This is a genomic window from Marinobacterium ramblicola (assembly GCF_019084545.1).
GTDB classification, from domain to species: domain Bacteria; phylum Pseudomonadota; class Gammaproteobacteria; order Pseudomonadales; family Balneatricaceae; genus Marinobacterium_D; species Marinobacterium_D ramblicola.
Window position 1 is genome coordinate 215663 of the sequence record NZ_JAHREP010000001.1, and the last position, 18192, is coordinate 233854.

The following is an 18192-nucleotide window of genomic DNA, read 5'->3' on the forward strand; positions in this document are numbered from 1 at the left end:
GGCGCTAATGTTTAACCGAGATCCGCCAGGTTTGGTGTTAACCGTTGCTGTTGATCTTCTTCAGCGAGGGGCGTACCCGTGACTTGAAGAAGAACAGGTGCCAGCGCTTGCCGCCGACCTGGCGCCACAGGATCACGGCACGAATCCCGGCCAGCAACAGCGCGCGTATTCTGGCCGCATTCTCGCTGTTCTGCAGATGGCGGGGATCGCCGCCGACCTGGATCCGGGTGGAGAAGGTGCTCAGCGTGTCCTGGTAGAGTGCCGCTATGCCCGCGATGACGTTGGCGTGGGTATAGATCGAAGGATCGGAAGCGGTTTCCGTTTCTGCCTGGGATTCGCCGTTACCGGAAAAGTAGCGGGCTTTCACGGCGAGCTGGTCAAGACGCTTGCCGATCTCCTCCAGCATATCGGGCCTGGCACTGAGCTTGCGCTCGAGCTGAATCATCGACAGTGCGTAGCGCATGACATCCTGGTTGAGCCCGCCGGCCCGTTTGTCGACCAGCTCCTGCATCTGTTTCAGCCCGAGACTCAGGTTGAACGGCAGGTCCCTGACCCCGCCGTAGACATCCTCAGTGACCTTGGGGTCGGAGACAAACAGACTGGCAATCGAAGCTTCATAACTGTTTTGTGCCACCATGCCGCGTCGGGCGATCTGTTCAACCAGGCTGGCGGCCTGAAACACGCCGGCCAGCGCGATTGCTTGTTCGTCGTGGGCTCGTGACATCAGCAGGCCTCCTCGGGATGGATACGAGACGTGGTTTCGATAACACCGCCGCCCAGACAGAGGTCATCGAGGTAGAGCACCGCCGACTGCCCCGGGGTGACAGCACGCTGCGGCTGGTCGAACCGGATCATATAGCCGGCATCGGAGCGCTCGATGACACAGGCCTGGTCGCTCTGGCGGTAGCGTACTTTGGCCTTGCAGCGTAGTGGCAGTGCAGGCTCTGCGCCATTGATCCAGAAAATCTCCGAGCAGGTCAGCCACTCTGCGAACAGCAGTGGATGGTTGGTGCCCTGAACCGCGATCAGCACGTTGCGCGCCAGGTCCTTGTCGGCAACGAACCAGGGCTCTTCTGGATAGTCGGCGAGACCGCCAATCCCTAAGCCCTGGCGTTGACCGATGGTGTAATACATCAAGCCCTGATGCTCGCCGATGATATCGCCATCGGGTGTTTCGATCCTGCCGGGCTGCGCGGGCAGATACTGCTTGAGGAAGTCGCTGAAGCGACGCTCGCCGATAAAGCAGATGCCGGTGCTGTCCTTCTTGTCATGGGTGACCAGATCGTGCTCTTCCGCCAGCGCGCGGACGGCGGGTTTCTCCAGTTCGCCGACCGGGAACAGCGTCAATGCCAGCTCGGCTTCGCCTACCTGGTGCAGGAAATAACTCTGATCCTTGTTGGCGTCCAGGCCTTTGAGCAGCACGGCGTGGCCATCCCGCGTGCCCCTGCGGACATAATGCCCGGTGGCGATCAGGTCGGCGCCCAGCATCCGGGCGTACTCCAGGAAGGCTTTGAACTTGATCTCCCGATTGCACAGGATGTCGGGGTTGGGTGTGCGCCCGGCTTTGTATTCGGCGAGGAAGTGCTCGAACACGTTATCCCAGTATTCCGCGGCAAAGTTGGCCGTATGCAGATGGATGCCCAGTTTGTCGCAGACTGCCTGGGCGTCGGCCAGATCCTCTTTCGCGGTGCAGTACTCGGTGCCGTCATCCTCCTCCCAGTTCTTCATGAACAGTCCTTCAACCTGATACCCCTGCTGCTGCAGCAACAGAGCAGATACCGAGGAGTCGACACCGCCGGACATGCCGACGATCACTTTTTTAGCTGAGTTTTCGCTCATTGGATCGAGTAGTTCCGTTCAGGGTTCATGAATCAGTGAAAGCGGATAACGGGTTCCGGCCAGATAGTCATCGATGCACTTGAGCACCAACTGGCTTCTGAGCCTGTCGGCACTGGCGGCGATTTCGTCCCGCGTCATCCATACCGCGCGTACTATACCCTCATCGAGTTGGCGATGGGGTTCCTGTTCAACCGCCCTGGCGATAAAACAGGCTCGGTGATAGGTGATGCCGTTGGCCGGTGCCTTGTAAACGTACAGGCCGAGCAGAAATTCGGGCTCGACATGCCAGCCGGTTTCCTCCAGCGTCTCACGACGGGCGGCATCCACGAAGCTTTCATCCTCTTCGAGATGCCCGGCGGGCTGGTTCAATACCAGGGAGTTTCCCGCTTCCTCTTCTACGATCAGGAAACGGCCACTGTCTTCCACAATGGTGGCGACGGTTGCATGAGGTGTCCAACGCATTGGTGAATTTTCAACTACTGTCTTGGTAGGTTGTTGGTGCAAACCTGTACCGGTCTGGCTATCTAAAGATTGGAGCTGATAGTACCATTTTGCAGGACTGTAAGCTGCCCCGGGAGTGATAAGAGAGATGCCACTGGATGATGTTGCTGTTCAGCACGAGGATTTTGATCTGGCCCAGCTGAGTCAGCGCCTTAGAGGAGAGGGCGCGGCGCAGGGTGCCATCGTAACCTTCACCGGACTGGTTCGCGAGTTGGTGGGCGACCGGTTGCTGGCGCTGGAACTCGAACATTACCCGGGGATGACCGAGAAGGCTCTGCAGAAAATCGTCGATCAGGCCCGTGAGCGCTGGGGGCTGGGACCCGTTCTGATCAGGCATCGTGTTGGGCGCCTGCTGCCGGGCGATAATATCGTGTTTGTCGGTGTGACCAGCGCCCATAGAAAGGCGGCCTTCGAGGCCGCTCAGTTCATCATGGACTATCTCAAGCGGGACGCCCCGTTCTGGAAGAAGGAGATTCTGGATAGCGGCGAGCACTGGGTGGAGCAGAAACAGAGCGATCTCAGCGCCGCGGCCGCCTGGCAGAAGTGCGGCTCGGATGACCGCGAGTCGAACGGGGAGGGTTGACCGGCAGGTTGACCTGCTCTGTGCGATATTCACCGGGGGCAAGTCCCTCTATCGTCCACTGGCCTATCGCCACGCGTATCAGACGCAGGGTGGGAAAGCCCACGGCGGCGGTCATTCTGCGCACCTGACGATTGCGCCCCTCACTGATTTTCAGTTCCAGCCAGCTGGTCGCCTGGTTTGCGCGTTGACGGATCGGGGGCGTGCGCGGCCAAATTTCGGGGGTGGCCAGGTGTTTGGCCTTGGCTGGCCGGGTGGGGCCATCCTTGAGTTGGATGCCGCGTCTAAGCTGCTCCAGTGCCTGCTCGGTTATCTCGCCTTCAACCTGGGCCCAGTAGGTCTTCTCCAGCTTGAATTTGGGGTCTGCCAGGCGGTGCTGCAGCGCACCGTCATCGGTCAGTATCAAGAGTCCTTCGGAGTCAAAATCCAAACGGCCAGCCGCGTAAACGCCAGGTACTGCTACGTAGTCTGACAGCGTTGGGCGGTCGTCGTTGTCGGTAAACTGGCTAAGTACGTTGAAAGGCTTGTTAAACAATAGGATACGAGACATTGTTAAACTGGGGTGTCGCCTCGAATAATGGCTTTCGATGAGTGAAAAAGAGGTCTGAGGCCGCATGAAAATGTGCGCCATCATGCTGCTGATGAGGCACGCATCGGTGTAACGCGCCTGACCACAGTGATCCCGCTGGGATAGGGCGGAAGCCGAATCCCAGAGTGATTCTGACCGCTGCGAGGGTGTCGGTTACGTGCTCAGTCCATAGTGCGGATATTGACCGCGTGTATCCCCTTGGGACCCTCTTTGGTTTCGAACTGTACCGTTTGCCCGGCTTTCAGGCTTTTGTAGCCCTCAGCCAATATCGCAGAAAAGTGTGCAAACAACTCCTCATCGAACTCTTCCGAGAGGATAAAGCCGTAACCCTTGGCGTTGTTAAACCACTTTACTTTCCCTGTTTGCATATCGTGCTCCCGTTGATTTCGCTCTTCGCGAACCTTCGCGCCCTGCGCGGCGCGAAAGGTACTCCTTTACATCATTGCAGGGACTGCTGATACTGGAGGAACCACTCCTGCACGGGCAGTATAACACTTGGTCGGCCTGACACTAGGGCTGGATATCAGAAATTAATATTGTTTATTGAATTGTAGAGAAATCAGCTGGTTATGTCGTTCTACAGTAACAGAACAGTCAGAATGATGGCGGATGACGCCGATGGAGAAGATCAACGGGACGGTCATGGCTCAGTGGCGGCGGAGCAGGTCAAACCGGCGCTCAAACGCCCTCCAATGTATCGGGTCGTTCTGATGAACGACGACTACACGCCGATGGATTTTGTGGTCGAGGTCTTGATGATATTTTTCAATATGAATCAGGAAAAGGCGACACAGGTGATGTTGTCGGTCCATACTCAGGGAAAGGGGGTGTGTGGTGTATTTACTCGAGATGTAGCGGAAACTAAAGCGGCGCAGGTGAATCAATATTCTCGTGAGAATAAGCACCCGCTGCTTTGTGAAGTAGAGTCGGTCTGACAGGAGGCTGCAGCCATGTTGAATCGCGAGCTTGAAGAAACCCTCAGCACAGCGTTTAAGTCTGCGCGGGACAAGCACCATGAGTTTATGACGGTCGAGCATCTGCTGCTGGCGCTGCTGGATAACCGTCAGGCTGCTGAAGTGTTGCACGCATGTGGGGCTGATTTCGATCGATTGAGGCAGCAACTGTCGGTGTTTATCGATGAAACCACCCCTCTGCTGCCGCAGAACGTACCCAATCTGGAAACTCAGCCCACGTTAGGTTTCCAGCGCGTTCTGCAGCGTGCCGTATTCCATGTACAGTCATCCGGCAAGTCGGAGGTCAGCGGTGCCAATGTCCTGGTCGCGATCTACAGCGAACAGGAGAGTCATGCGGCCTACGTGTTGCAGCAACAGGGCATTGAGCGTATCGATGTCGTCAACTACATCTCCCATGGTATCTCCAGGGTTGGAGAGCAGGAGGGGCATGAGTCCGACTCGGTCGCCGATGGTGAGGAGGGCGGCGAGTCCGGCAAGAGCCAGTTGAGCCAGTATGCCGTGAACCTCAATCAGCAGGCGGCCTTGGGTCAGATCGACCCTCTGGTCGGGCGTGATGCCGAGGTCGAGCGCGTTGTGCAGATACTGTCGCGTCGACGTAAGAACAATCCACTGTTGGTCGGTGAGGCCGGGGTCGGCAAAACGGCGATTGCAGAGGGGCTGGCCAAGCTGATCGTCGAGGACAAGGTGCCCGATATCATCTCCAAGAGCGTTGTCTATGCGCTGGATCTTGGGGCGCTGCTGGCCGGTACCAAGTATCGCGGCGATTTCGAGAAGCGTCTCAAGGGGCTGCTGGCGGAGATCAAGCGTCAACCCAATGCGATTCTGTTCATCGACGAAATCCACACCATCATCGGCGCAGGTGCCGCCTCGGGCGGTTCGATGGATGCATCCAACCTGCTGAAGCCGCTGCTGAGTTCGGGTGAGATCCGTTGTATCGGCTCCACCACCTTCCAGGAGTTCCGTGGGATCTTCGAGAAGGACCGTGCCCTGGCGCGTCGCTTCCAGAAGGTCGATATCCTGGAGCCGAGTGTCAGTGACACCTACCAGATACTGCGTGGTCTCAAGTCCCGCTTTGAGGAGCACCACAACATCGAGTATACCGATGAGGCGTTGCTGGCCGCGTCTGAGCTGGCCGATCGTTACATCAACGACAAGCATATGCCGGACAAGGCGATCGACGTGATCGACGAGGCGGGTGCCTATCAGCGCCTGCTGCCGGAGGATAAGCGCAAAAAGGTTATCGATGTCGGCGATGTGGAGACTGTGGTAGCGAAAATTGCGCGCATCCCGCCGAAGAGTGTCTCCGTGTCGGATAAGGAGCAACTGGCCAAGCTCGAACCCAACCTGAAAATGGTGGTTTTGGGGCAGGATGAGGCGATCGGCACACTGTCGGCCGCGATCAAACTGTCCAGGGCTGGGCTCAAGGCGCCGAACAAACCTGTCGGTTCCTTCCTGTTCTCCGGACCCACCGGGGTCGGTAAAACGGAGGTTACAACCCAGCTGGCCCGCGTGTTGGGTATTGAGCTGGTGCGTTTCGATATGTCCGAATATATGGAGCGTCATACGGTTTCCCGTTTGATCGGCGCACCTCCGGGCTACGTCGGTTTTGATCAGGGTGGCCTGTTGACCGAAGCGATTACCAAGTCGCCACACTGCGTGCTGCTGCTTGATGAGATCGAGAAGGCGCACCCCGAAGTATTCAACCTGCTGCTGCAGGTGATGGATAACGGTACGCTGACCGACAACAACGGACGCAAGGCGGATTTCCGTAACGTGATTCTGGTGATGACGACTAATGCCGGCGCCGAGCAGATGAGTCGTGCATCGATAGGTTTCACTCGTCAGGATCACAGTACCGACGGAATGGAGGCGATCAAGCGACTGTTTACGCCCGAGTTTCGCAACCGTCTGGATGCGATCATCCAGTTCAAGGCGCTGACCGTCGATATCGTCAAGGGTGTGGTCGACAAGTTCCTTACCGAGCTGCAGGCGCAGCTGGATGAGAAGCGTGTTGTGCTGCACGTGGACGACGATGCCCGCAATTGGCTCGCTGAGCATGGCTACGATGAACTAATGGGCGCGCGGCCGATGCAGCGACTGATCCAGGAGAAGATCAAGAAGCCTTTGGCTGAGATGATTCTGTTTGGAGAGCTTGCCGAGAACGGCGGGGATGTCGATATCCGTGTCGGCGATGATGGAGAGTTGGAGCTGGAGGTGGCCACGGTGGCAGCTTAATGGCTGCTCACCGTCTCGTGTGCCGCGCTCAAATCAATTAACGAGCGCGGTATACAATGCGACCTTTGCTCAGGTCGTAGGGAGTCAGTTCCACTTTGACCTTGTCGCCGGTCAGGATGCGGATGTAGTTCTTACGCATCTTGCCTGAAATGTGCGCTGTAACGACGTGGCCGTTTTCCAGTTCAACACGGAACATGGTGTTCGGCAGGGTGTCGATTACAGTGCCTTCCATTTCTAATGAATCTTCTTTGGCCATTCACTCTTTACCTCAGGGCTGTTTTTTGTACCCGGCAGGATACGCGCCGGTCGGAAAGCGCATTATTTTGCCTTATTCCTGCTTCTATATCAAAGAGATTTGCGGGTTTCTGCGAAGTAGGGAGCGGGCTCAGACACGGATCCACTGGTCCGCAATCAGCATATCCAGCGGGTGGTACGCGGTTTTGTAGTTCATTTTGCGGCAATCGCGCACCCAGTAACCCAAGTATAGATAATCGAGTTTCGCCTGGCGGGCTGATTCAATCTGCCAGAGGATGGCATAGGTGCCGAGGCTGCGCTTCTCCAGTACGGGGGCGTAGAAGGTGTAGAGGGCCGACAATCCCTGGTCGAGCTGATCGGTCACGGCGATAGCGACCAACTCATTCTGACGGTCGCGAAATTCGTAGAATGTGCTCGGCTGGCGCCCCTCAACAAGAAAGCTCATGAACTGGCTTGGGGACGGTGGGTACATATCGCCGTCGGCATGCCGCTCGGTGATGTAGCGGTCGTAGAGGCGGTAGTACTCGATGGTCAGTTGCGGCGCGACGCGCTTAACAGTCAGGTCGGAGTTGCGGCGCCAGATACGACGCTGGGTTTTGGACGGCGTAAATTCGCGAACCGGTATTCTCACCGAGACACAGGCGTTGCAGCTGTCGCAATGTGGTCGGTAGATATGCGAACCACTGCGCCGGAAGCCCAGGTCGCTGAGTTGGCTGTACAGGGCGCCATCGACCTCCGCCTGCGGATCTACAAACAGTGTTTTAGCCTTGCGCCCAGGCAGATAGCTGCAATCGTGGGGCGGAGTGGCATAAAAACGAAGGGTCTGTAGATCACTCATATTGATTAATCTTTCGTTTGAAAGCTGGGCGTTGCGTGCCATTTGTGCTCGGGATGCCGCTCAAGCAGTTTGGTCAGCAGGTCGACAAATTCTGCTCGAGGGATCTCCTGGGCACCCAGGCTGGCCAGGTGGTCGTTGTACACCTGACAGTCTATCAAATCATAGCCCCAGTTTTTCAGATGTTCGACCAGATGGGCGAACGCAATTTTCGAGGCATCTGTGCGTCGGCTGAACATCGACTCGCCGAAGAAAACGCTGCCGATAGCGAGACCGTACAATCCGCCAACCAGCTCGTCGTCCATCCAGACTTCGACACTGTGGCCATATCCCAGCTCGTGAAGTTCGATGTAGGCGCGCTGCATCGCGGGGCTGATCCAGGTGCCCTGGCTGTAGCTGCGTGGTGCCGCGCACGCTTCAATGACTTGTTGAAAGGCGGTGTCGAAGCTTACGCGATAGTTCGGTTTGCGCAGGGTCTTGCGCAGGCTCCGGGAGATGTGTAGCTGCGATGGCGGCAGCACGCAGCGGGGCTCCGGACTCCACCAGAGGATCGGTTCATCATCGTTGTACCAGGGGAAAATGCCCCGGCGGTAGGCGGCGAGTATGCGCGCCGGGCGTAGATCGCCTCCCGCTGCCAGTAACCCGTTGGGTTCATCCAGCGCGGTATCGACCGGGGGGAATTCAAGGCGTAGCGGATGAAGCCATGGGATCATGCGTACGCCTTGATCGGTTTTGCAGCCTTACTTGCCAAGCTTGTCAAGATAGCGCTCGGCATCCAGCGCGGCCATGCAGCCAAAGCCGGCTGAGGTTACCGCCTGGCGATAGATATGGTCGCAGACGTCACCGGCGGCGAAGACACCCTCGATGTTGGTCTGGGTGGCGTTGCCCTCCAGGCCTGAGCGGATCTTCAGGTAGCCGTTGTTCATCTCCAGCTGGCCTTCAAACAGCTCGGTATTGGGGCGGTGGCCGATGGCGATGAAGACACCCTGAAGCTCCAGCTCCCGAGTGCTGTCGTCTTGAGTGCTCTTGATGCGGATGCCGGTTACGCCGCTGTTGTCTCCCAGGACTTCATCGAGTTGATGGTTCCAGATGATATTGATGTTGCCGTTCTCGGCACGCTCAAACAACTCGTCCTGCAGGATCTTTTCACTGCGCAGGCTGTCACGACGATGGATCAGCGTGACTTCGGCGGCGATGTTGGACAGGTAGAGCGCCTCTTCCACGGCGGTGTTGCCGCCGCCGATGACGGCAACTTTCTGGCCGCGGTAGAAGAACCCGTCACAGGTGGCGCAGGCGCTGACACCCTTGCCCTTGAACGCCTCTTCGGAGTCCAGGCCCAGGTACTGTGCGGATGCGCCGGTGGAGATGATCAGGGCATCGCAGGTGTACTCGCCCATATCGCCTTTCAGACGGAAGGGGCGGTTCTGCAGGTCGGCTTCGTTGATGTGATCGAAGATCACTTGGGTGTTAAAGCGTTCGGCATGCGCCTGCATACGCTGCATCAGCTCGGGGCCCTGAACGCCCTCGGCATCGCCGGGCCAGTTGTCGACGTCGGTTGTCGTGGTCAATTGACCGCCGGCCTGCATGCCGGTGATCACAACCGGGTTGAGGTTGGCGCGTGCAGCGTACACGGCGGCGGTGTAACCGGCAGGGCCGGAGCCGAGAATAATAAGACGGTGGTGCTGTATTTCGCTCATGATGATCTGAGGGTCCGTTTCAAATGGAGGTCGAGTGATAGCATTAGTATCTTGGGGCACGTAGCGGGTTTTCAACGCGTGCGGATGTTCGGGAATGTAACTCCTGGGCCCGGCAATGTCCATTGAGCCGTATTGGCGTTACGGGCTCGGCGAGCAATGGGTAAATATGGTATTTTTCACCCTCAATTGCGTGGGTGATGCAGTAAGGAAAAAAGCTTGAGCGAAAAGCGTATCGATACTCCGACAGCACTGGGGGAAAAACTGGCCCGGGCGGGCAAGGAAGCGGGGCTGGTGTTGGCTATCGGCTGCAACCTGTTCGTACTTCTGGCGATATTCAGTTACGACGCGCGAGACCCGGGCTGGTCTCACCTGGGCTACCAGAGTCAGGTGTCCAACCTGGCCGGGATTACCGGTGCGTGGATCGCGGATATCGCCATCTCCATGCTGGGCATAGGCGCCTACCTGGTGCCGCTCCTACTGATCTGGCCTGCCATACGATTTTTGCGTCGGCGAAATGAGGGTGTGCTCGACGCTATCCCCTATATCATGCTGCGTACCACTGGTGCTGTGCTGATGCTGGTGGCGCTGTCCAGTCTCGCCTCTATGCATATATCCAACGAGGGGCTGGCATATCCCTTTACTGCCGGAGGGCTTGTTGGCCAGGCGCTTTCCGATCTTTCCGTGGTTTGGCTAAGTCTGGCCGGCGGCTCGGTGGTGCATTGGACGCTGATGCTGTTCGGCCTCACCCTGTATGCCGATATCTCCTGGCGGGCCGGACTTGAAGGGGCAGGTGGGCTGCTGCTGCAAGCCTGGGAGCGTGTTTCGGCACTCTTTGTGCGCAGGGGACGTGGCGCTCGAAATGAACGAGATGAAGCGTATGAAAAACCAATAGCAGCACCTAAAGCGCCCTTGTCTCGTGACTCGCGTCCCGCGAATAACAGGGAACCGGTGAGGGTAGAGCCAACGCGTGCAAGCAGAGAATCTGAGGCCACGATCCGCTCACGAACTCAACCGATGCCTGAAATGGCGGGACAGGACGGGCGTCTTGAGCCTTCGTTCTCATTTGGCGATCTGGACGATGAAGATACCGATAGTTCGGCGCAGGATATTCCGCCCTGGGTTGACTCCGATTATGCGACCGAATCCGAGCAGGTATCGCGAAGCGAGCGTCCCGGAAACGCTCAAGAGTCTGTTACACAGATGGGCAGCAGTCGAAGGGGCCTGAAAATCGTACCGCTGTCGGAGTCTCATAAACCGCTGGTCGACGACGAGCCGATGGAAGCGCGAACCGCCGAGTTGCCGCGCAAACCCAAGCATGTTTTGCCGTCGCTCGACCTTCTGGATCCGCCCGAACTGCAGACCGAACAGGGGTTCAGTGAGGATGAGCTGGAGGAGATGTCACGGCTGCTCGAGCAGAAACTGAAAGACTTCGGCGTCATCGCCGAGGTGGTCGAGGTGAACCCGGGTCCGGTCATCACGCGCTTTGAGCTGCAGCCGGCACCGGGGGTTAAAGCGAGCAAAATCTCCAATCTCGCGCGCGATCTGGCGCGCTCCATGGCCGTCTCTGCCGTGCGCGTGGTGGAGGTGATACCCGGCAAGTCCGTGGTCGGTATCGAGATCCCCAACGCCTCGCGGCAGACGGTTCGTCTCAGCGAGGTGCTCAACGCCAAACCCTATCTTGAGGCGGGCTCTCGTCTGACGCTGGCGCTCGGTAACGATATCGCCGGCAATCCCGTTGTTGCCAACCTGGCCAAAATGCCCCACCTGTTGGTGGCCGGTACCACCGGCTCAGGTAAGTCAGTTGGCGTTAATGCGATGCTGCTTAGTCTGTTGTTCAAGGCCACTCCGGATGAGGTTCGGCTGATGCTGGTGGACCCGAAGATGCTGGAGCTGTCGATCTATGACGGTATCCCACATCTTTTGACCCCGGTGATCACAGACATGAAAGAAGCGGCGGGGGGCTTGCGTTGGTGCGTCGCGGAGATGGAACGTCGCTATCGGCTGATGGCCAAAATGGGCGTACGTAACATTGCCGGTTTCAACGAGAAGCTGGTGCAGGCGCAGCAGCGTGGTGAGACGATACCGGATCCGCTGTGGAATCCGCAGGAGATGGGATTCGACCCCGATGAGCCGGCACCCGCACTCGAAACCCTGCCCTATATAGTGGTGGTGATCGACGAGTTCGCCGACATGATGATGATGGTCGGTAAAAAGGTAGAGGAGCTGATCGCACGTATCGCGCAGAAAGCGCGCGCCGCAGGTATCCACCTGATTCTGGCGACGCAGCGGCCGTCCGTGGATGTGATCACCGGCCTGATCAAGGCGAACATCCCGACCCGGATAGCGTTCCAGGTCTCGTCCAAGATCGACTCGCGTACGATTCTGGACCAGTCCGGCGCGGAGAACCTGTTGGGGTACGGCGATATGCTTTACCTGCCGGCGGGCACCAGCGTGCCCAACCGGGTGCATGGTGCTTTTGTCAGCGATGACGAAGTGCACAGAACCGTGGAGGCCTGGCGTGCCATGGGAGAACCGGTCTATATCGACGATATTTTGAGCGACCCGGGTGGCGAAGGCGGTGCAGGCGGCGGTAGCGGTAACCTGTTTGATGACGAGGCCGATCCGCTGTATGACGAGGCGGTGGCGTTCGTGACCGAGTCGCGCAAAGCATCGATCTCGTCGGTACAGCGCAAGCTCAAGATCGGATACAACCGGGCCGCACGCATGATTGAATCTATGGAGATGGCCGGTGTCATCACTGAGGCGGGTACCAATGGCCAGCGCGAGGTGCTGGCACCGCCACCACCGAGGGACTGATAACTATGTCACACTATTTTAAGGGCGCCGTTCTCGGCGCTCTGTTCAGTATCAGTACGGCACTGCATGCAGCGGCCGTGGACAGGCTTAGTGAGTTGCTGACCCGGCACCAGAGTTTCGGCGCCGAGTTCGAGCAATATACCCTGTCCGAAGAGGGCACACGTCAGGAGCATTCAAGCGGCGAATTCGTTCTGGCTAGACCCGATCGATTTGACTGGATCACCCACTCCCCATTCGAGCAGCGGATCGTCAGTGATGGCGAGTATATCTGGATCTACGACCCGGATCTGGAGCAGGTCACGCGCAAACCGGCTGATGAGCAGTCGGAAAGCGCACCGGCTTTGATCCTCAATGGCAAGGTCGATGCATTGAGCGAGCGTTTCGATATCCGCCAGATCGAGCAGATGGGCGATCGCGAGGTGTTCGAGCTGCTGCCGCTGACCGAGAAGCGCAGCTTTGAGCGTATCCGCTTGCTGTTCAAGGATGAGGTGCTCAGTGAACTGCTGCTTGAAGACAGCCTTGGGCAGCGTACATCCATACTGTTGAATGCGATTGAGCTGGATTTGGAGCCCGATCCGGAGCGCTTCGAGTTCACGCCACCTGAAGGGGTGGATCTGATTCTTGATCCGGGGGTCTGATGCAGGACCTGTTCGCCGAGCACACAAGTGGTTATGAGCCGCTGGCGGCACGGATGCGGCCGCGTACGCTGGATGAGTATGCCGGGCAGACCCATCTGTTTGGCCGCGGTAAGCCTTTACGCCAGGCGCTGGAGCAGGGTCTGGTGCACTCCATGGTACTCTGGGGGCCGCCGGGCGTGGGTAAAACCACTCTGGCGCGACTGATCGCGCATCAGGTGGATGCGCACTTCGTGACCATCTCGGCGGTGCTGGCCGGGGTCAAGGATATCCGCCAGGCGGTCGATCAGGCGTCGCTGATCAAGGCACAAAGCGGACGGAAAACCATTCTGTTCGTCGACGAGGTACATCGCTTCAACAAGTCGCAACAGGACGCCTTCCTGCCCTATGTCGAGGATGGTACCGTTATATTTATCGGCGCCACCACTGAGAACCCCTCGTTCGAACTCAATAACGCATTGCTTTCCCGCGCTCGCGTCTATCTGCTGCGTGCACTGGAGCCGGATGACCTGCGCGGCATTATCGACAAGGCGCTTGTGGATCCTGAGCGCGGCTTGGGCGCCAGGTCACTGCAGTTTGATGAGGGCGTAATCGATCAGCTGATCAGCGCGGCCGATGGCGATGGCAGACGGGCGTTGAACCTGCTGGAGATTGCGGCTGATCTGGCCCAGACCCAGGGCCAGGTTGAAAGAGTCTCGGCGGATGTGTTGGCCGAGGTGCTGCAGGCCGGCGGTCGGCGCTACGACAAGGGCGGCGATCTGTTTTATGATCAGATTTCGGCGTTTCATAAGTCGGTACGCGGCTCCTCGGCTGACGGGGCGCTGTACTGGTACTGCAGAATGCTCGATGGCGGCTGCGATCCACTGTATATCGCCCGCCGGCTGGTAGCGATCGCCTCGGAGGATATAGGCAACGCGGATCCCCGCGCCATGCAGGTGGTGCTCTCCGCCTGGGACGCGTTCGAGCGTGTCGGTCCGGCAGAGGGGGAGAGGGCGATTGCTCAGGCAGCCGTATATTGTGCGCTCGCACCGAAGAGCAATGCGCTTTATCGTGCATTTAATCAGTGTCGTGCGGATGTCAGGGCCGACCCCAGTTATGAGGTGCCCGAGCACCTGCGCAACGCGCCTACATCGCTTATGAAGGATATGGGGTATGGTGCGGAATACCGCTATGCGCATGATGAACCCGGCGCCTACGCTGCTGGCGAGGTGTATCTGCCTGAAGCGATCGCCGAGCGCTGTTATTACCAACCGGAAGCGCGAGGTCTTGAGATCAAGCTGGGCGAAAAGCTGGAGCGTCTGCGGGCGCTGGATCAGCAGAGCAAGCGCAAGCGCTACCGTGAAACAAGCAGATAAGGACGGCGGATGATTCACTGGATACTGGTGGCACTGGGGGGGGCAGTGGGCGCGATGGGACGCTACTGGGTCAGTGGCGTGCTGAACAATGCCGAGCACAAGGTTCCACTTGGCACTCTGACGGTCAACGTATTGGGCTCGTTCCTGATGGGCGTTTGTTTCGTGCTGGTGCTTGAGCGAGCCAAGTTATCGCCCGAGATGCGACCACTGTTGATGACGGGCTTTATGGGCGCCTTCACCACCTTTTCAACCTTCTCTCTTGAGGCGGTCGCGCTGATTCAGGAGGGGCATATAATGTCTGCCCTGATTTATATATCATTGAGCCTGATTTTGTGTCTGGTCGCGCTATATGCGGGGCTTATGCTGACTCGCCTTATTTAAGATGGCGGGCTTGGCGGTTATTCGATTCTTTGAACATTAAGGTACCTTTTCTCCATGCTTGATCCGAAACTGGTCCGAGCCAACCCGGAAGCGGTGGCTGAAGCGCTGAAAAAGAAGGGTTATGATTTTCCCGTTGCGCATTTTGTTGAATTGGACAATAAGCGTAAATCGATTCAGGTCGACACTGAAACGCTGCAAAACGAGCGCAACACCCGCTCGAAAAGTATCGGAAAAGCCAAAGCATCGGGAGAGGATATCCAGCCGCTGCTGGACGAAGTACAGTCTCTGGGTGACCGTCTGGACTCGGCCAAGGCTGAGTTGCACGAGGTGCAGGCGCAGCTGGACGCTATCCTGATGGGTGTTCCCAATATGCCGGATGCCTCTGTGCCGGAGGGTGAGACCGAGGATGACAATGTCGAGGTCCGTCGCTGGGGTACGGTACCTGAATTCGCCTTCGAGCCACTTGATCATGTCGAATTGGGCGAGCGCAATCATGAACTCGACTTCGAGACGGCGGCGAAGCTGACCGGATCGCGCTTTTCTGTGATGAAGGGCGGTATTGCACGTCTGCATCGCGCGTTGACCCAGTTCATGCTCGATACCCATATCACCGAGAACGGCTATAGCGAAGTCTATGTGCCCTACATGGTCAATGCGGATTCCCTGGTGGGTACCGGTCAGCTGCCCAAGTTCGAGGAGGACCTGTTCAAACTGCCGTTCGGCGATCGTCACTATTACCTGATTCCGACCGCTGAAGTGCCGGTAACCAACATCGTGCGTGACGAGATTGTCGAAGCTACTGATCTGCCGATGCAGTTTGTGGCGCACACCCCCTGTTTCCGTTCCGAGGCGGGCTCGACCGGTCGCGACACCCGCGGCATGATCCGTCAGCATCAGTTCGAGAAGGTTGAGCTGGTGCACATTGTCGAGCCCTCAAAGTCCTGGGAAGCGCTGGAGGCGCTGACCGGCCATGCCGAGGCGATCCTGCAGAAACTGAATCTGCCCTACCGTGTGATTGCGCTTTGCGGTGGCGACCTGGGCTTCAGCGCCGCAAAAACCTACGATCTCGAGGTATGGCTACCGGGACAGGGCAAGTATCGCGAGATCTCCTCCTGCTCCAACATGCTCGACTTCCAGGCGCGTCGCATGATGGCACGCTGGCGTAATCCGGAAACCGGAAAGCCGGAGCTGCTGCACACGCTGAATGGATCGGGGCTGGCGGTAGGCCGTACCCTGGTGGCGGTTCTCGAGAACTATCAGAACGAGGATGGCAGCGTCACCATACCCGAAGCGCTTCTGCCCTATATGGGCGGCTTGACCCGCCTGGGTTAAACCGGCTGTTGAATCGATGAAGCCCCGTGAGTTCGGGGCTTCTCTTTTTCAAACGATGGTACTGGTTACGACTGCGTTTGACCTGTCACAAGGTTTCATTTTGGTTCGGCAGTATACTGCGCGCAAACCATGAGTAAGGGTTGGGGAATGAACCAGCGGTATGATGTATTGATTGTCGGCGGCGGGATGGTCGGATCGACAATAGCCTGCGCACTGGCGGACAGCGACCTTTCGGTTGCCGTCATCGAACAGCAGTATCCACCCGCTTTCTCGAACGAACAACCGCACGATCTCAGGGTATCGGCGCTGAGTCTGGCCTCGGAGAAGATCCTGCGCAATGTGGGTGCCTGGGACGGCATCCTGTCCCGTCGCAGTTGCCCCTACCGGCGCATGCGGGTCTGGGAAGCCAGCGACGAGCGAGCGGCAACCGAGTTCGATTCGTCGCGGATCGATCAACCCTACCTTGGCAATATCGTCGAAAATCGCGTAGTACAACTGGCGCTTCTTGAGCGCCTCGGTCAGATCGACAACGTGGACCTGATCTGCCCTGCGCAGATCACCTCGATCGACTACTCCCCTGGTGCGAGCCTGATTCAGCTGGATGATGGCAGGGAATTGGTGGGCAGACTTCTGGTTGCCGCCGATGGTGGCCAGTCACGTGTCCGCGATGCGGTCGGGATCGGCACTCACAAGTGGGATTATGACCAGTATGCCCTGGTAGCATCCGTTGAAACGGCGTATGAGCAGCAGGATATCACCTGGCAGCAGTTTACGCCGACCGGCCCGCTGGCGTTCCTGCCGTTGTCAGGAAAGCATGCCTCTCTGGTCTGGTACAACACGCCAAACAACGTGCGCAGACTGATGGAACTGTCGGAACGACGCTTCATGGAGGAGCTGATTGCGACCTTTCCTGAGCGTCTGGGGCAGATCGACCAGCTGCTTGAACGTGGCTTCTTCCCGTTAAGACGACAGCATGCACAGCGCTATGTCGGCGAAGGCGTGGCGCTGGCGGGCGACGCGGCTCATATGATCCATCCGCTGGCGGGGCAGGGAGTGAATATCGGCCTGTTGGATGCGGCTGCGTTGGTCGAGGTGGTGTTGCATGCCCAGAGCGCTGGTGAGGCCTGGGACTCGTTGCAGGTGCTGGAGCGCTATGAAAGTCAGCGCAGGCGCCATAACCTGCTGATGATGCAGACCATGGATGCGTTCTACCGGGTATTCAGCAACGATTCGGTGCCGTTAAAGCTGGTACGCAATATTGGCTTGGGGCTGGCCGGAAAGCTGCCGTTTGCGAAGGACAAGGTGATGCAGTTTGCGATGGGGCTGGAAGGGGATCTGCCTGCGCTCGCGCGCTGAGGGTCATCCGTACATCGCCGCTCCTGCGCATCCATACGCCTGCGGCATACCCTTCGTCCTGTACATAAAAATGGCTGCCCGAGGGCAGCCATTTCAATGTAATCTAAGCGTCGATCAGGAGGCCGCAGCAGCGGTGGTTGCTGCAGTGGTCTTGCGCGGAGTGGACTTGGCAGCCGCTTTCGGCTTGACCGCTTCCGGCATGTAGTTGCTCAGATCGAACGCAGACAGATCGAACTTGGGCAGATCGAACTTGGACAGGTCACCGAAGTAATTCGGCACTTCGATCTCAGAGACGCTTTTCTCGATCAGAGCGGTCAGCTGCTCCTTGGCTTCGGTCAGAGCGGCAACCTCTTTCTCGGCGGTGCCGGTGATCTTGCTTTCGAGCTCTTTGACGTATTTAACCTGAAGTTCGAACGCCTCTTTCGGCTCCTTGACTTCGGTCAGGGCTTTAACCTGAGCCAGGCCGCTGGTTACGAAATCGGAGAAGTACTCAGACTGCAGGGAGATCAGGGTCTCAACAGTCTTCTTATTGATTTCAGCCATCTCTACAACCGGCGCCATCTTGTCTTTCATCTCTTTCAGCATATCGTCGTACATGTTTGCATCCTCAGATAAATTTTATTCGGGTGGCGTTGTGCAGTGCATCAATCTAGCCACACCTTAGTCGTGGTATACCCCGAAGTCAAGCATTAATGGTGCAATGCACAATGAATGTTTGATCTCGAACCTTTTGAGTTTCTGGGGTATCCGTCCCCGACCCGTAACAGCGGCCTTGCATTGCAAAAAAAGATGGCCGACTAGCGGCCATCGA

Annotated in this window: 18 protein-coding genes and 2 pseudogenes; 10 read left to right on the plus strand and 10 right to left on the minus strand. The window is 57.8% G+C overall.

The window, feature by feature from the left end:
* Positions 1-37: 37 nt before the first annotated feature.
* From hflD to KQ940_RS00845, 3 genes are read right to left on the minus strand one after another with little or no spacing between them, the layout of a single operon-like run.
* A complete protein-coding gene (hflD, locus tag KQ940_RS00835) occupies positions 38-724 on the minus strand; it encodes a high frequency lysogenization protein HflD (RefSeq protein ID WP_217410789.1) in 687 nt (228 codons plus the stop codon).
* Entirely contained in the window at positions 724-1839 is a 1116-nt protein-coding gene (gene mnmA / locus KQ940_RS00840; RefSeq protein ID WP_217410790.1) for a tRNA 2-thiouridine(34) synthase MnmA, read from the minus strand. Before mnmA ends, hflD begins: the two co-directional genes overlap by 1 nt.
* 18 nt (positions 1840-1857) lie before the next feature.
* Entirely contained in the window at positions 1858-2301 is a 444-nt protein-coding gene (locus KQ940_RS00845; protein ID WP_217410792.1) for an NUDIX hydrolase, read from the minus strand.
* 127 nt (positions 2302-2428) lie between these two features.
* Here KQ940_RS00845 and moaE point away from each other — a divergent pair, with 127 nt between their 5' ends.
* Positions 2429-2923 (plus strand): molybdopterin synthase catalytic subunit MoaE, encoded by a 495-nt coding sequence (gene moaE / locus KQ940_RS00850; RefSeq protein WP_217410794.1) that lies wholly within the window; start codon positions 2429-2431, stop codon positions 2921-2923.
* Here moaE and KQ940_RS00855 read toward each other — a convergent pair.
* Positions 2859-3470, minus strand: a complete 612-nt coding sequence (locus tag KQ940_RS00855; RefSeq protein WP_217410796.1) for a pseudouridine synthase — start codon at positions 3468-3470, stop codon at positions 2859-2861. The two genes, moaE and KQ940_RS00855, sit on opposite strands and share 65 nt — an antisense overlap.
* Positions 3471-3670: 200 nt before the next feature.
* The gene (locus tag KQ940_RS00860; protein ID WP_217410798.1) at positions 3671-3877 is read right to left on the minus strand and encodes a cold-shock protein; all 207 of its coding nucleotides are present in this window, start codon (positions 3875-3877) and stop codon (positions 3671-3673) included.
* A 234-nt stretch (positions 3878-4111) separates the two neighbouring features.
* Here KQ940_RS00860 and clpS point away from each other — a divergent pair, with 234 nt between their 5' ends.
* Together clpS and clpA are read left to right on the plus strand one after the other, a co-directional pair.
* Positions 4112-4444, plus strand: a complete 333-nt coding sequence (clpS, locus tag KQ940_RS00865; protein WP_217410926.1) for an ATP-dependent Clp protease adapter ClpS — start codon at positions 4112-4114, stop codon at positions 4442-4444.
* Positions 4445-4459: 15 nt separating this feature from the next.
* Positions 4460-6718, plus strand: a complete 2259-nt coding sequence (clpA, locus tag KQ940_RS00870; protein ID WP_217410799.1) for an ATP-dependent Clp protease ATP-binding subunit ClpA — start codon at positions 4460-4462, stop codon at positions 6716-6718.
* Between the two features lie 37 nt (positions 6719-6755).
* Here clpA and infA read toward each other — a convergent pair whose 3' ends face one another.
* From infA to trxB, 4 genes are all read right to left on the minus strand, one after another.
* On the minus strand, positions 6756-6974 hold the full coding sequence (infA, locus tag KQ940_RS00875) for a translation initiation factor IF-1 (RefSeq protein WP_182810265.1): 219 nt from the start codon (positions 6972-6974) through the stop codon (positions 6756-6758).
* 129 nt (positions 6975-7103) lie between these two features.
* Positions 7104-7811 (minus strand): arginyltransferase, encoded by a 708-nt coding sequence (locus KQ940_RS00880; RefSeq protein ID WP_217410800.1) that lies wholly within the window; start codon positions 7809-7811, stop codon positions 7104-7106.
* A 5-nt stretch (positions 7812-7816) separates the two neighbouring features.
* Positions 7817-8521: a leucyl/phenylalanyl-tRNA--protein transferase gene (aat, locus tag KQ940_RS00885; RefSeq protein ID WP_217410801.1), complete on the minus strand. Its 705-nt coding sequence runs from the start codon at positions 8519-8521 to the stop codon at positions 7817-7819.
* 27 nt (positions 8522-8548) lie between these two features.
* Complete coding sequence (trxB, locus tag KQ940_RS00890; RefSeq protein WP_217410802.1) at positions 8549-9505, minus strand: thioredoxin-disulfide reductase; 957 nt, start codon at positions 9503-9505, stop codon at positions 8549-8551.
* 291 nt (positions 9506-9796) lie between these two features.
* Here trxB and KQ940_RS23145 point away from each other — a divergent pair.
* The 7 genes and pseudogenes from KQ940_RS23145 to KQ940_RS00920 all read left to right on the plus strand — a co-directional run.
* A pseudogene (locus tag KQ940_RS23145) lies at positions 9797-10228 on the plus strand (DNA translocase FtsK 4TM domain-containing protein); the annotation flags it as partial.
* A 513-nt stretch (positions 10229-10741) separates the two neighbouring features.
* Positions 10742-12322 (plus strand): annotated as a pseudogene (locus KQ940_RS23150) (DNA translocase FtsK); the annotation flags it as partial.
* 5 nt (positions 12323-12327) lie between these two features.
* Positions 12328-12960, plus strand: a complete 633-nt coding sequence (lolA, locus tag KQ940_RS00900; protein WP_217410807.1) for an outer membrane lipoprotein periplasmic chaperone LolA — start codon at positions 12328-12330, stop codon at positions 12958-12960.
* Positions 12960-14312, plus strand: a complete 1353-nt coding sequence (locus KQ940_RS00905; protein ID WP_217410809.1) for a replication-associated recombination protein A — start codon at positions 12960-12962, stop codon at positions 14310-14312. Before lolA ends, KQ940_RS00905 begins: the two co-directional genes overlap by 1 nt.
* Positions 14313-14321: 9 nt before the next feature.
* Positions 14322-14693 carry a fluoride efflux transporter CrcB gene (gene crcB, locus KQ940_RS00910; protein ID WP_217410810.1) on the plus strand — a complete coding sequence of 124 codons (372 nt, stop codon included), beginning with the start codon at positions 14322-14324 and terminating at the stop codon, positions 14691-14693.
* A 54-nt stretch (positions 14694-14747) separates the two neighbouring features.
* Entirely contained in the window at positions 14748-16025 is a 1278-nt protein-coding gene (gene serS, locus KQ940_RS00915) for a serine--tRNA ligase (protein WP_217410811.1), read from the plus strand.
* Between the two features lie 147 nt (positions 16026-16172).
* Complete coding sequence (locus KQ940_RS00920; RefSeq protein WP_217410812.1) at positions 16173-17381, plus strand: UbiH/UbiF/VisC/COQ6 family ubiquinone biosynthesis hydroxylase; 1209 nt, start codon at positions 16173-16175, stop codon at positions 17379-17381.
* A gap of 114 nt (positions 17382-17495) precedes the next feature.
* On the opposite strand, the gene KQ940_RS00925 is transcribed toward KQ940_RS00920, so the two are convergent.
* A complete protein-coding gene (locus tag KQ940_RS00925) occupies positions 17496-17978 on the minus strand; it encodes a phasin family protein (protein ID WP_217410813.1) in 483 nt (160 codons plus the stop codon).
* Positions 17979-18192: the final 214 nt, after the last annotated feature.

Coding starts and splice junctions, on each gene's coding strand:
- clpS (WP_217410926.1), top strand. CDS start 4,112: ATGGCGGATGACGCCGATGGAGAAGATCAACGGGACGGTCATGGCTCA.
- KQ940_RS00855 (WP_217410796.1), bottom strand. CDS start 3,470: ATGTCTCGTATCCTATTGTTTAACAAGCCTTTCAACGTACTTAGCCAG.
- crcB (WP_217410810.1), top strand. CDS start 14,322: ATGATTCACTGGATACTGGTGGCACTGGGGGGGGCAGTGGGCGCGATG.
- mnmA (WP_217410790.1), bottom strand. CDS start 1,839: ATGAGCGAAAACTCAGCTAAAAAAGTGATCGTCGGCATGTCCGGCGGT.
- moaE (WP_217410794.1), top strand. CDS start 2,429: ATGCCACTGGATGATGTTGCTGTTCAGCACGAGGATTTTGATCTGGCC.
- KQ940_RS00905 (WP_217410809.1), top strand. CDS start 12,960: ATGCAGGACCTGTTCGCCGAGCACACAAGTGGTTATGAGCCGCTGGCG.
- KQ940_RS00845 (WP_217410792.1), bottom strand. CDS start 2,301: ATGCGTTGGACACCTCATGCAACCGTCGCCACCATTGTGGAAGACAGT.
- aat (WP_217410801.1), bottom strand. CDS start 8,521: ATGATCCCATGGCTTCATCCGCTACGCCTTGAATTCCCCCCGGTCGAT.
- trxB (WP_217410802.1), bottom strand. CDS start 9,505: ATGAGCGAAATACAGCACCACCGTCTTATTATTCTCGGCTCCGGCCCT.
- KQ940_RS00920 (WP_217410812.1), top strand. CDS start 16,173: ATGAACCAGCGGTATGATGTATTGATTGTCGGCGGCGGGATGGTCGGA.
- KQ940_RS00860 (WP_217410798.1), bottom strand. CDS start 3,877: ATGCAAACAGGGAAAGTAAAGTGGTTTAACAACGCCAAGGGTTACGGC.
- infA (WP_182810265.1), bottom strand. CDS start 6,974: ATGGCCAAAGAAGATTCATTAGAAATGGAAGGCACTGTAATCGACACC.
- lolA (WP_217410807.1), top strand. CDS start 12,328: ATGTCACACTATTTTAAGGGCGCCGTTCTCGGCGCTCTGTTCAGTATC.
- clpA (WP_217410799.1), top strand. CDS start 4,460: ATGTTGAATCGCGAGCTTGAAGAAACCCTCAGCACAGCGTTTAAGTCT.
- hflD (WP_217410789.1), bottom strand. CDS start 724: ATGTCACGAGCCCACGACGAACAAGCAATCGCGCTGGCCGGCGTGTTT.
- KQ940_RS00925 (WP_217410813.1), bottom strand. CDS start 17,978: ATGTACGACGATATGCTGAAAGAGATGAAAGACAAGATGGCGCCGGTT.
- serS (WP_217410811.1), top strand. CDS start 14,748: ATGCTTGATCCGAAACTGGTCCGAGCCAACCCGGAAGCGGTGGCTGAA.
- KQ940_RS00880 (WP_217410800.1), bottom strand. CDS start 7,811: ATGAGTGATCTACAGACCCTTCGTTTTTATGCCACTCCGCCCCACGAT.